This window comes from Saccharothrix hoggarensis, assembly GCF_052936025.1.
The window spans coordinates 6,879,776-6,893,204 of record NZ_CP193624.1 but is presented as its reverse complement, the minus strand read 5'-3'; the positions used below and the strand labels follow the sequence as shown (position 1 = coordinate 6,893,204).

Below are 13,429 nucleotides of genomic sequence, written 5' to 3'. Positions count from 1 at the left end.
CAGGTACTCCCCGCGGCGGGTCAGTCGGTGATGTTCGGGTCGAAGGTGAAGATCACGTACGTGCCGAGGGCGATGATCAGCACCATCGAGACGTAGAGCAGCACCTTGAGCCAGAACCGGGTCGCGTCCTTGCGGGCGTAGTCGTTGATGACGGTGCGCAGGCCGTTGCCGCCGTGGATCTGGGCGAGCCACAACATGGCCAGGTCCCACATCTGCCAGAACGGCGAGGCCCAGCGGCCGGCGACGAAGCCGAAGTTGATGCGGTGCACGCCGCCGTCGAGGATGTTCATGATGAACAGGTGCCCGAGCACGAGCACCACCAGCGCGACGCCCGAGATCCGCATGAACAGCCAGCTGTACAGCTCGAAGTTGCTGCGGCGGGCGGCCGGGCGGCGCGGGGAGCGCGGCTTGTCGAGGATCAGCTCGCTCATGATCAGTGACCCCCACCGAGCAGGTCGGTAACCGTGCGGACCATCATGAAGTAGGTGCCGGGCACCATGACCAGGACCCAGACGCCGAGGACCGCCCAGAGCATCTGCTTCTGGTAGCGGGCGCCCTTCTCCCAGAAGTCGACCAGCATCACGCGGATGCCGTTGAGCGCGTGGTAGAGGACCGCACCGACGAGGCCGACCTCGAAGAGGTTGACGATCGGGTTCTTGTAGGTCTCGATGACCTTGTCGTACGCGTCCGGCGACACGCGCACCAGCGCGGTGTCGAGGACGTGCGCGAACAGGAAGAAGAACGTCAGCACCCCGGTGATGCGGTGCGCGACCCAGGACCACATGCCCAGGTCGCCGCGGTAGAGCGTTCCGCCCCCCTTAGAGGTGCCCGCCCGCTCGGGTGCGGTGGTGCCGGCCATGCGCAACGGCCTCCAGCGTCAGTGGTGGACTGGTCTCCGGTACGTGCGTACTCGGACCTTGACCCTCGGATGCTAGTCCCGCGCGGCGCACCCGACCCAACGGCCCGACCCGTCTGTGAGCGACGAGACACCGGCTCCCGCCTCCGGGTGAACTGGATCGGTTCACCTCACCGTTGCCGGTCCTGGGCTGTGCGGTCCCGGTCACGCAGCACCAGGTCCGCCCGCACGATCCGGCGGTCCGCTTCGGGGTCCTTCGCGCCCGGCGGCACCTCCCGTCCGCGCGAGATCGGCACCACCGGGATCTGGTGGCTGGTGAGCCGCGGCTCGTTCGGCGGCAGTCCACGCTGGACCTCCGCCAGCCGCCGGGCCACCTCGGCCCGGACCCACGCCGCCGCCACGTCCGCGCGCTGCTGACCCGTGCGGGTGGCGTGCAGGTGCGAGTTGCCGTAGCCGACGACGTGGAGCTCGGGCAGCGGCAGGCCGTTGCGGAACCGCCACAGCGCCACCTCGACCGTGCTGTTCGCGACACCGGTCAACATGCTCCGCACACCGTCCGGCAGGGCTTGCGAGCCCCGGGCGACCTCGTCCGGGTCGAGGTTCTTGCCCTCGGCGAGGTCGACGGAGGCGGTGGCCTGCCCGGTGTGGCCCAGGGTCACCGCGACCAACGGGTTCGCGAGCTGCATCTCGACGTGCGGGTCGTCGACGTGGCCCCACTTGTCGAAGAACGTCTGGCCCTCGGCCTTGCTGTACTGGTTGACGAACCACATCTGGCCCGGCTGCGGCAGGGCGTCGTTGCCGACGATGCCGGAGATCGCCTGGCGCGCGGCGGCCAGCGCGTTGTGCAGCGGGTACCGCTCGACGACCCGCGCGGTCTCCGGGTCCGTGGCGGGGTCGGCGAGGATCGCGCGGTTGTCGCGGATCGCCACCAGCGACTCGGCCAGCTTCCGGCGCACCGGGTCGGCGTCCGGGTCGGACGCCAGCGCGGCGTTGATGCGGTCGAGGTCCGGGCCGTGCGCCCGCAGGTTCACCTCGACCAGCCTGCTGAGGAGCTGCTGGCGGGCGCCGCCCTGGCGGACCGTCTCGATCGTGATCTGGCTCCGGTCGTCCGCGCTGTTCACCGCGACCGAACCGAAGTGGTAGCCCCAGACCCGGCCCAGCTGCGTGCCGCGGCCGTCGGCGGTCGGCCGGGCGTGGTTGAGGCCGAAGTTCGGCTCCGGCCTGCCGTCCGGTCCCGTGCCGGGCGAGGCGATGGACTGGATCACGTAAGCCTCGCCGGGCTTCGCCCAGGCGTACTGGTTGACGCCGAGCCGGCGCGCGGCCTCGTCCAGGCGGGCGCGGGCGGGCGTGCCGGGCTGGAGCGCCGAGCCGTACGCCGGTCCCACCATCGGGGTGGTGCCGGGGCGGTCGCTGATCGCCGTGACGACGGCCGCGGGGTCGACGGTCGCGTGCGGGTCGTGCGCGGCGACGGCCAGCGCCATCGCGAGACCGTGGAGGCCGAGCAGCTCCAGCGGGCCGCCGTCACCGGTCCGGCCCAGCGCCGGCACGCCGTCCGGGTCGGCCGGTCGCAGCACGGCCTGGCTGTGCGAGCCGCCGATGATGTCCCGCGAGAACTCGCTGCACACCCCCGGAGGCGACCCGGCGAACGTCGGCCGCACCATCACCAGCCGGGTCGTCGCGTCGCCCTGTCCGAAGTGGACCCGGTTGGCCGGCACCGCGACGAGGTCCAGCTTGCTGCCGGCCTCCTTCAGGCGCGCCCTGGCGTCCGCCAGCACCTCCGGGGTCGCGTAGAACTCCTTGAAGTGGCCGTCGCGGTCGCCGAGCGGCACCGCCACCGTGCCGTCCGAGGAGAACGCCAGCGCCGGCTTCGCCACCGGTTGGCGGACGATCTGCGGGACGATCGCCGGGAAGCCGCCCGTCCGCTGGAACGTCGGCTGCCGGTCGTGCCGGGTGAACGGCGGCACGACGCCGTCGGTCTCCACGACGTAGTCGGTGGTGACGACCGGGTGGGCGGTGCCGACCGACGCCGACTCGTCGAGGCTGAGCAGCGACGCCACGTCCGCGTCGACGTGCGCCGACAGCGCGTCCGCGTCCGGGCCGTCCTCGTACAGCTCGTAGAGGTCGGCCACGGAGTCGGTGTCGGTGTCGCCGTACAGGCCGTAGAGGTCGGCCACGGAGTCCGTGTCGCTGCCGCCGTACAGGCGGTAGAGGTCGTCGATGTCGTCGATGTCGTCGAGGTCGTTGATGTCGTTGACCGGGTCGTGGTCGGTCCGGGGGTCGGACGGTCCCGGGCTGTACGGCGGCACGGCGTCCGGCGAGCGGGTGAAGCCCTGCGGGTCGGGGGCGAAGGACTCCAACGCGCGCAGGCGGTTCTCGATCAGCCACAGGTTGCGCGGCTTGAGCGCGACGTCCCGCGCGTCGATGCCGGCGGTCATCGGGCCGTGGTCCGCCATGACCCGGCCCTTGCCCTGCTGGTGCTGGAAGATCGGCTTGACGGTGTTCGTCTCGAAGTACTCGTCGTGCAGGCCGAGGAAGTGCCCGACCTCGTGCGCCAACCGGCGCGCGTCGGTGTCCACCGGCCAGGTCAGCTGGTCGGCCCGGCCGTTCGGCGGCGCGATCGCGATCGTGCCGTGGGCGGCGGCGGGGTCGGTGGTGAACTCGACGGTGACATGGAACTGCTCGCCGCTGGGCAGCCGGTTCCCGTTGCGGTTGAACAGCTCCTCGACGCCCGCGCGTGCCCGTTCCCGGAGGGCCCGGAGCTGGTCCGGGGTGGCGTTGCCGGGGTCGAGGTAGAGCGAGACGGTGAAGTCGCGCACCGGGGTGCCGTTCACGTCGAACGTCCTGGTGTCGTACGCGATCGGGCCGCGCCAGGCGTTGAGGCGCACGCCGTCGGGGCCGATCGTGGAGCTGTCGAGGACGCCGCCGTCCTCGCCGCGCACCCGGCTGGTGATCGGGACGCCCGCCCTGACGTCGCGGATGTCCTTTGTAGACGCTTGGCGCTGCGGTGCGAACCAGGGCGCGGTGAGGGCCGGGCTGTGCCGCCAGTGCGGGTTGGCCAGCACGGGGTGCGGCGCCTGCGGGGCGGGTGAGGTGATCACCGTGGTCGTCGTCGGGGTTGGGGCTTGCGGTGCGGATCGCGGTGCGGTCCAGCCGTCCGGGCGCCGGAGGTCCCAGTCGACGCGGACGTCCGCGCCGGGCCGGCCGTCCGGGCTGATCCGGACGTCGAAGGCGGGGCCGAGGCGGGTGGCCAGGGCGTGCGCCACGACCTGGGCGCTCGCCCCCGACACCTCGACCGCCGGAGGCCGGTAGCCGAGCCGGTCACGGGTCACCTTCGCCTCGGCGAGGGCGGTGGCGAGCGTGTCGAGGCGTGCGACCTGCGGCCCGTCCAGTGGTGTGCCGGGCGGGAGGTCGAACGACACCTCGGGACCGGATCGGGTGGGCCGGGGTGCGCGGGGCTGGGCGGTCGCGGGAGCCGGTGCGGCCGCCGCCGGGGCGGACGGGGGCGCGGGTGCGGTGCCGGGGAGGGGTGGGGCCGGCGGTGGTGCCGGGGTTGCCGGCGGTGCGGCTGCGGGCTGCGTGCCGGGTGCGGGTGCGGTGGTGGGCAGCGGTGGGGCCGGCGGAGCGGTGGCCTGGGCCGTTGCCACGGCGGGTGTGGCGCCGGCGGTGGTGGCCGGTGTGGTGATGGGCAGGGGTGGCACCGGCGGTGTGGTGGGGAGGGTCGGTGCGGCCACCGTGGTGTGTGGCTGCGGTTGGGTTGCGTTCGTCGGTGCCGCGTTGGCCGGTGCGGCGGTGGTGGGGTTCGTCGGAGGTGCGGGCGGGGCGGGCGGTGGTGGCGGTGGGGTGGCGTTGTAGGTGTCGATCTGTTGGTCGACCTGGGCCTTGGCGTCCCACCAGGCTTGTTGGGCCTGGTCCGCCTTGACCCGCTCGGCCTCCAGCGCCTGCTCGACGCGGGCGATCTCGTCGCTGAGCTGCTGCCGCGCCCGCACGGCGGCGTCGTGGCGCTCCTGCGCCTCGACCCGCTGCTGGTCGGCCCGCCGCGCGGCATCCTGGGCGTTGACCAGGTCGGCCTCCGCGGTCGTCACGTCGGTCCGCGCGGTGCCGAGGGTGGTCAGCGCCGTGTTCAGGAGGGTTTCCGCGTCGGTCACCTGCTGCCGCACGGCGGTGGCGCGTTGTTGGGCCTGCTGCGCCGTCGCCGCGGCGACCTGGTGGTCGGCTTGGGCGTCGGTGAGGGCGCGGTGGGCGGTGTCGACGTCGCGTTGCCGGGCGTCGCGGAGGGCCTTCGCGTCGGCGACCTGGGTCTCCAGCACCGGACGCCGGGGGTCGGGGCCCTGCGGCGGGGTGTGGTTGGCCAGGGCTTGCTCGGCCGTGCGGAGGTCGGCTTCGGCGTCGGCGAGGCGCTGGGCGGCCAGGTCGTGGCGGGACCGGGCGTCGGCCACCGCGTCCGCGCTCATCCGCTCGTGCAGCTCGGCGGTCAACCGCGCGTTCTCGACCGTGACGGCGTCCACGCGCAGGTTCGCGAGTTCACCCTGCCGTGTGTCGACCAGAAGATTGGCCTGCTCACGCCGTGACTTCGCCCGCTCCAGCGCGGTCTCCAGCCCCGGCACCACACCGGCCGCGGTGGCCGCGGTGGTCGCGGCGGTGGTCAGTTCACCCGCACGGGTGGCGACGTCGTTGTCCGCACGGGTGATGTCGGGCGCCAGTTCGTTGATCTTCGCGACGGCCGCGTGCCGTGCCGCGTCGGACGCCTCCTCGGCCTTGCGCCACAGCTCCGCCTCGGTCTTGACGGCGTTCTGCGCCTCGGCCAGCGGCCCGTCGAGCGCCTTGCCGAGCACGGCCTCGACGTCGGGCGCGGTCATCCGGACCTCGGCCGAGTCGGGCACGGTCAGGTCGAAGACGGCCACCCCGCCGTTGTCCAGCCGTGCCACGACCCGGTACTCGACGTCGAACGCGACCAGCCCGGTCCGGCCGTCCGCCTTCAGGTTGCCGGTCCGGTTGGCGGACGCGCCGCCGGACACCGCGTCCGAGTTCTCGGTCGCGTGCCGCACCTCGACGCCGCCGGTGTTGAAGTTCACCACGGGATCGGTCGGCTTCGGGTTGGCCGGGTCCTGCGGCTGCTTGAGGCTGAACCCGCCCGCGACCGCGCCCAGCGACGCGTCACCCGTCTCGGTCGACTTGAAGTCGGTCGACGTCGCGGTGACCGACGTGGTCGGGTTCTCCAGCTTCACCCCGTCGCTGACAGCCGCCAGGCGCGGGTTCACCAGCTTGGGGTACACCTCCAGGTCCGCGTGCTGACTGAGCGTCAGCGACGCCTCGTCCAGGCCCACGACCAGCGGCGATCCCGTCATGCCGGGCAAGCCGGGCTGGAGCTGCTCGGAGCTGATCGTGGACAGCAGGGCGTTGAGCGACCCGGTGCCCTTGCCGGTGATGCCCGCGTTCGCGCCGGCGGCGGTCAGCGCCGTCACGGCCACCCGCCGCAGGTCGGTCACGCCGCGCAGGGTCTCGACCGACGAGCCCGGCGGCAGCGTGACGGGGTTGCCGGCGGCACGCCACGCCGTCAGCCGGTCGGGCCGGGCCTCGGCCGCGTCCCGCCGCACGTCGGTCGCCGTGTACGGGGTGCGGGCGGGCGAGCCGGTGGGCGGGGTGACGCGCTGGTTGTCCGCGTGCACCCGGATGCCCATCTCACGCGGTCCGCTGCTCGCGCGGCCGACGACGTGATCGCCCTTCTCCACCACGAGCTCGAACCGGATCGGCACGCCGTACCGGACGGCGGGCCCGGTGCCCGCGCGCAGGTTGCCCGCCTGGTCGGTGGTGGACGTCGTCGTGGACGTGGTCTTGGCACCGCCGATGTTCACGGCGGCGGCCACGCCGGCCGTGCCGGACAGGTTCGGGTTGGCGCTGCCCGGCTGGCCGACGCCCGGCAGCCGCAGGCCGGTGCCCCACGCGGTGGACTTCTCGCGCGTGTCGGCCGTCTTCCGCGCGGTGGCGACGGTGTGCTCCATGTCCACGCCGTCGTTCACGGCGTTGCGGAACACGGGTGTGCCGGTCGTGGCCCGCAGCACCACCTGGAACGTCTCCTTGCCGAACACGCCGGGCTTGTGCACCAGCAGCGGCACGCCGCCGTCCAGCGCGCTGTCCACGAGGGACGTCGCGCCGGTCGTGGACGCCAGGTCGACCAGGCGTTGGAGGTTGTGCATGGAGTCGTCCAGCACCGACTCCGGCAGCAGCTCCGGACCGAGTCGCCGCAGGTCCGCGCGCAGGTCGGGGACCAGGGTGGACAGGTCGGGCATCTCGTCGACGAGGCTGAGGCCGAGCGCGCCCGGCTCGTCCTGCGCGAGCATCCGCGGCGGCTCCATCGAGCCGAACGTCGGCGACGTGTGCCCCGGCAGCGGCGGCAGGAGCCCCATGCCGCGCGCGGTGTCCTCGCTGACGCGCACGAACACGCCGCCGGGCAGCGTCACGACGGAACCGGCCGTCCGCGGCGTGCCCTTGTAGAGGGTGTTGCCGGAACGGGACTCCGCGATGAGCGTGACGTCCGCGTCCATCTGCACGAGCACGGTGCGGGTCTTGGCGGCGGTGACCCGGTTGCGGTCCACGCTGCCCGCGACCTCGTTCGACCGGGTGGACGACCGCGCCCACGGCGTCCACTTGCCCACCCACCCGAGACCGCCCGCGCCCTTCGGGGTCGTCGTCGGCTTCATCGGCACGTTGACGCCGACCGTCGCGTCGACCGACTTGCTGTCGGTCTTGCTCGTCCCGGCCTTGTAGCCGCCGGTGCTCGCGTTCTCCGTGGGCGTCGAGTCCGAGATGGACACCAGGCGCGGGTTGCGCAGCTCGACGGACGTGCCCAGCGCGCCGGTGCGGTCGGTGACCCGGCGGCCGTACTTCAGCGAGCCCTCCTGCATGCCCGTGCGGATCAGCTTCGGCAGGTTCGCCTTGAAGCTCTCCGCGCCGTGCGACTGGTTGATCCGGTTGCGCGATTCCGTGCCCGGCACCGTCAACGACGAGTCGCCGTCCGCGGCCTGGTTCAGCACCCGGATGGCCTCCTCGACCACCGCGTCGGTGTTGACGACGGCCTCGACGTGCAGGATCTCCGGCGCGGCCGGCCGGGGCGCGCTGAGCAGGTCCTTGATCGACCCCGGGTTCGCGATCGGGGTGGCGGTCGGCGTGCCCGGCGCGAACACCGACGGGTCGGAGTCGAGCGTCGAGCCGTCGGACACCCACAGCGTCACCGGGCCCGCGATGGGCGGGAGGTTCTGCGCCACGTTCGCGCCGCCGCCCGTCCGGGCGACCGTGCGGGGCGCCGGCACCTCCCGGAACGGCGAGCCGGGCGTCACCCGCCTGACCCACGCGCGGCTGCGGCTGAACGTCGTGATCTCGACGTCGAACGTGGTGTTGTGGTCGAACACCTGCGCGTCGGCGCTGCCCACGTTGAGCGACGTGCTGTTCACCGTGGGGCCGGCGGTGGTCTTCGCGGTGGTGGAGCTGGAGAACTTCACGCCGGCCTGCGGCGCGGGCGTGAGCGTCGTCGTGCCGGACACCGCCGGGATGACGACCCGGCCCTCCACGCCGAGGTTCCAGCCCTTCTGGGTCGCGGTCGAGCTGTCCAGCCTCGGCCCGGTGGACGCCGAGCCGCGCACGTTGCGGCCGTCGACCTGGCCCACGTGGGTGCCCGGCGCGACGTTCGCCTTGATCCTGATGTTGACGTACTCGTTGGTCGCGAAGCCGCGCTTCTTCAGCTGCACCTGCACGCCCGAGCCCATCAGGCTGTCCATCCGGCCGCTCAGCGCCGCCCGCGAGATCTCCGCGTCGAGCTTGCGCTGGTTGGCCATCAGCTCGACCAGGTCGCCGTGCTTGACGCGGGTGGTGCGCGGGTCGGCGTTCGGCGCGTTCCACGTCGGCAGGAAGCCGCCGAGGCGGCGCAGGGCGTCCTCGACCTGCGTCTTCACCCTCGCCGCCGGCTCGAACGCGCCGACCTTGGCGTTGCCCGCGGCCAGCGACGCCGCCAGGTAGGGCGGTGCGAACCTCGTGCCCGCGGTGCCCGGCTTGGTCAGGTCCGGCGCGGTGCCCGGCGGCACCGGCAGCCCCTGCGCGGCGGCCTCCGGGACGCCGATCCGCTGGTAGGTGGTGACCGGGATGACCACGTTCGCGCCGTTGGGCGTGCGGACCTCGACCTCGGCGGTCACCTTGTAGAGGCCGATCTCGTTCTTGAGCTGGATGCCGGCACGGGTGCTCGTGCTCACGCCCGCCGACGAGCTCTCGGTCGTGCGCGCGGACACGCCGCCGACGACGCCCGCCGTGCCGCCCACCGCGCCGGGGACGATCGCGCCGCCGCCCAGGCCCGCGCTGATGTCGAAGCCGCTCTTGGTCGACGCGCTCACGGCGCCGCTCGTGCCGGACGTCTCGTGGACGCGCAGCTGGGAGTCGTTGGTCGTGCCGACGAGTTCCGCGGTGATCAGGTTCGCCCGCATCTGCAACGCCGACGCGTGCCCGCCGTGCGGGCTCACCAGGTCCGGCGAGGTGACCCACCCGCTGAGCATCGGGCCGAAGTTGTCGCGGATGGACGTCTCGTTGACGAAGTCGAGCACGGTGGTGCGGCCGGGCGAGCCGACCTGCGTGATCGACGGGTGCAGGTGCGCGGCGATGTCGGCGAACGCCCGCGCGGCGTCCAGGCCGGTGACGGCCTCGGGGACGGGGTGCTCCAGCCGCGCGCCCCAGCCCGGCGCGGGGGTGACCGGGGTCAGGGCCGGGTCGGGAGGGGTGAGGCTGGTCAGCTCGTGCGGGATGTGCAGCGTCACGTCCACGTCGCCGGCCGGGTCGCTCGCGACCGTGACCGGTCCGTGCGCCGTGCCGCGCGCGTCGGTGAGCGTGACCGTGTACGTCACCGGGACGGTGGCCCGCGTCGAGTTGTCACCCGAGCGGATGATCCGCTGGTCGGCGGCGGACGTCGTGGTGGTGGTCGACGTGACCGGTCGCGCCAGCGGCGCCTTCGCGCCGAGCGAGCCCGTCACGCCGACGCCCATGCCGGCCGCCGCCGCGACGCCGACGTCGTTGCCGGACGCGATGGTGCTCGTGGCCGACGCGGTGACGCCGCTGTTGGCCGCCATGTCCACCTTGGTCTTGGTCGGCGGGGTGGACGTCGCGGCGGCCTCGTCGACCGGCGTGGTCATCACGGCCTGCACGTGCGCGTCGAACCAGTCGCGGCCCACCTGCACCTGGAAGTGCCTGCCGTTGCCCAGGACCGACTCGAAGTCGCCGGTGATCGCGGACTCGATCGCGTCCACGCCGACCGGCTCGACGCCGGGGCGCCGCGGCAGCAGGCCGTTGACGGCGTCGGTGACCCGTGCCGCGCCGGTGACGTCCCGCGCCGCGACCGAGCCCAGCGCCCGGCCGCTCTGCGCGAACTCCGGCAGGGCGGGCAGCGACGGCAGCAGCGGGCCGGGCCGCGCGGTGTTCAGCGTGGTCAGCGGGATCATCGGCGCGGGCGTCGAGGCGAACGGGTTGCGGAGGCCGGGGAAGTGGGGCGTCTTGTGCGACGGCCCGCCGGTGTCCGCCGCCGGCGGCGTCTCGCGGTCGAGCTGGGCCTCGCTCTCGGGCGTGATGAAGTCCAGCCCGGACCACGTGGCGCGTGCCTCGGGGTCGACCCGCAGGTGGCCGTTGAAGGTGTTGGAGAAGTCGGCCCACGTCGTGTTGGGCGGCCACTTGCCGTTGGCCTTGAGGTGCTTCTCCAGCTGCGACTCGATGTAGCGCGGACCGGTGAGGGAGGCGGCGTTCTTGCTGAGGTCCTTGCCCACCAACGCGGTCTGGACGCTGTAGTCGTCCGGCTTGGGCAGGTTGTCGATCAGGCGTTGCAGGAACTGCGAATCGGGCGGCGACACGATCAGGTTGTTGTTGAACATGCCCGCGTCGTAGAGGTTGTCGACGACCCGCTGCAGGGGCGTCTTGCCCGCGTCGGCCTCGGTGGGCTCCGGCAGCTCGGCGACGTGCCGGTCGAAGGCCTCCTGGTCGCGCAGCAGCGGCGCGAGGAACGGCACGGCCGCGCCGGTGTTGGACATCTTCAGGTCCTGAGGCAGCTGCACCTGGCCCGGCGCGATGTCGACGTCGACGTACGCGCCGCCGCGCTTCTGGAGGATGTGGTAGCGGGCGATGTCGGACGCCAACGCGTACGCGCCCTTCTTCAGAGCCAGGTCCGACAGCTTCTTGGCGTTGCTGTCCAGACCGGGCACGACACTGCCGCCCGGCAACGGGTTCAGCAGCGACCGGTCGACCGGCCGTTGCCCGACGACGCCCGGGAACCGCGCTTCGAGGTCCGCGAGCAGCTGCCGGTTGCCCGGCTTGGCCGCGGCCGACGGGTCCGTCCACAGGCGCAGCTTCCAACCCGACTCGGCCGCCTTCGCCGCCCACTCGGTGATGTTGGCCTTCGCGGCGGGGCTCAGCTCGCCGCCCATCCAGACGAAGTGCAGCTTCTTGGGCACGGTGGCGTCCCGCCCGCCGCCCACGACCGCCGCCGGCGCGTCCGGCTCGTTCCAGCCCCACGGCTCCTTGCGGCCGAAGCCCGCGTTCGGCGACTTGACGTCCGGCGCCGGCACGTCCGCCCTGGTGTCCGGGGCGGTGGTGTTCGGGTTGACCGGGTTGTCCACCCGGCCCGTGTCCGGGTCGACCCGTGACGGCGTCATCACCTCGGGGTTCGGCCCGCGCTTGTCCACCAGCCACAGGTCACGCGGCATGACGTGCGCTTCCGGCTTGCCCGCGTTCGGGCCCATGATGCTGTTGTCGTTCGCGACGCGGCCCTTGCCGACGACCTCGGTCGTGCCGTCGAGGTGCGTGACCGTCTTGCCCGGCGAGTGCTGGAAGATGCTGGGGTTCTGGTCGGGGCGCTCGAAGTAGACGTCGTCGAGGCCGCCCGAGTGCCCGCCGATCTCGTGCGCGAAGTGCACCGGCTTGGCGTCCACGGGCAGTTCGAGCTGGTTGGGGTGGCTGCCCGGCGGGGTGATCGTGATCGTGCCGGTGGCCTCGTCGGGGTTCGTGGTGAACTCGATGTTGACGTTCAGCTGGTCGCCGCGCGGCAGCGCGAAACCCTTGTTCCAGAAGGTGTCGGCGCCCTTCTTGGCGTTGTCCTTGAAGTCCTGGATCTGCTGCGGCGTGAACGCGTCGGTGTTGTTCAGGAAGAGCTTGAACGTGCGGTCTTGCACGACGGTGTCCGGCTTGCCGTCCACGCCCGGGAACGCGATGCGGCGCGCCTCGTAGCCGATCTGGTTGCCCCACGTGGACAGCTCGAACTTCGGGCGGCCGTCCGGGCCGAAGGTGATCCGGCTGTCGTTCGTCAGGCCGCCGACGTCGGCGAAGTGCCGGACCGGCGGGACGTCGCCGCGCACGGCGTCCACCCGGTCGGGGCTGACCGGGGCGGGGTGCTTGGCCCAGGACGTGCCGGGGTCGCCGTGGTCCTTGCCGCTGTGCCGCCAGCTCTCGTCGTTGATGACCTGGTCGCCGTCGGGTCGCTTCGGAGCGGTGGTGGCCGGGTCCGGCGGTGTGGCGCCGGCGGGTGGCGCGTCGGCGGTGGGGAAGTTGGGCGTCTTCGTGGACGGGCCGGTGGCGTCCGGTGGCGGCGTCTCGCGGTCCAGCTGGGCTTCGCTCTCCGGGGTGATGAAGTCCAGGTTGCTCCAGGTGTCGCGTGCTTCCGGGTCGACCTGGAGGTGGCCGTTGGCGGTGTTGGCGAAGTCGGCCCAGGTGGTGTTGGCCGGCCACTTGCCGTTGGCCTTGAGGTGCTTCTCCAGCTGGGACTCGATGTAGCGGGGGCCGGTGAGGGAGGCGGCGTTCTTGCTGAGGTCCTTGCCGACCATCGCCATCTGGACGTTGTAGTCGTCCGTCTTCGGCAGGTTGTCGATCAGCCGTTGCAGGAACGGCGAGCCGGGCGGTGACACGATCAGGTTGTTGTTGAACATGCCCGCGTCGTAGAGCTTGTCCACGACCCGTTGCGTCGGGGTCTTGCCCGCGTCGGCCTCGGTGGGTTCGGGCAGCTCGGCGACGTGCCGGTCGAGGGCTTCCTGGTCGCGCAGCAGCGGGGCGAGGAACGGGACGGCCGAGCCCTTGGTCGACATCTTCGGGTCGGCGGGCAGTTGCACCTGGCCGGGGGCGATGTCGACGTCGACGTACGCGCCGCCGCGCTTCTGGAGGATGTGGTAGCGGGCGACGTCCGACGCGAGCGCGTAGGCGCCCTTGTCCAGCGCCAGGTCGACGAGCTTCTTCGCCTTGCTGTCGAGGGCCGGGACGACGCTGCCGCCGGGGACGGGGTTCAGCAGGGACCGGTCGACCGGCCGTTGCCCGACGACGCCGGGGAACTGCGCTTCGAGGTCCGCGAGCAACTGCTTGTTGCCGGGCGCGTCGGCCGCCTTGGGATCGGTCCAGAGGCGCACCCGCCACCCCGACTCGGCCGCCTTGGCCGCCCACTCGGTGATGTTGGCCTTCGCGGACGGGCTCAGCTCGCCACCCATCCAGACGAAGTGGAGCTTCTTGGGCACCGCAGCGTCCCGCCCGCCACCGACGACGGCCGCCGGCGGGTTGGGGTTGGGGGCCGGC

At 72.8% G+C, this 13,429-nt stretch carries 3 protein-coding genes; all 3 read right to left on the bottom strand.

All coding sequences use genetic code 11. From position 1 onward, the window contains the following. Positions 1 to 20: 20 nt before the first annotated feature. Complete coding sequence (locus tag ACRAKH_RS31235) at positions 21 to 431, bottom strand: succinate dehydrogenase hydrophobic membrane anchor subunit (RefSeq protein ID WP_380723612.1); 411 nt, start codon at positions 429 to 431, stop codon at positions 21 to 23. A 2-nt stretch (positions 432 to 433) separates the two neighbouring features. Continuing rightward, positions 434 to 859 (bottom strand): succinate dehydrogenase, cytochrome b556 subunit, encoded by a 426-nt coding sequence (gene sdhC / locus ACRAKH_RS31230; protein ID WP_380723611.1) that lies wholly within the window; start codon positions 857 to 859, stop codon positions 434 to 436. Positions 860 to 1,026: 167 nt separating this feature from the next. Next, positions 1,027 to 13,371 carry a hypothetical protein gene (locus ACRAKH_RS31225; protein ID WP_447009471.1) on the bottom strand — a complete coding sequence of 4,115 codons (12,345 nt, stop codon included), beginning with the start codon at positions 13,369 to 13,371 and terminating at the stop codon, positions 1,027 to 1,029. Positions 13,372 to 13,429: the final 58 nt, after the last annotated feature.

What these genes read in the sequence shown, in the direction of transcription:
- sdhC (WP_380723611.1), bottom strand. Translation starts at nt 859, where the DNA reads ATGGCCGGCACCACCGCACCCGAGCGGGCGGGCACCTCTAAGGGGGGC.
- ACRAKH_RS31235 (WP_380723612.1), bottom strand. Translation starts at nt 431, where the DNA reads ATGAGCGAGCTGATCCTCGACAAGCCGCGCTCCCCGCGCCGCCCGGCC.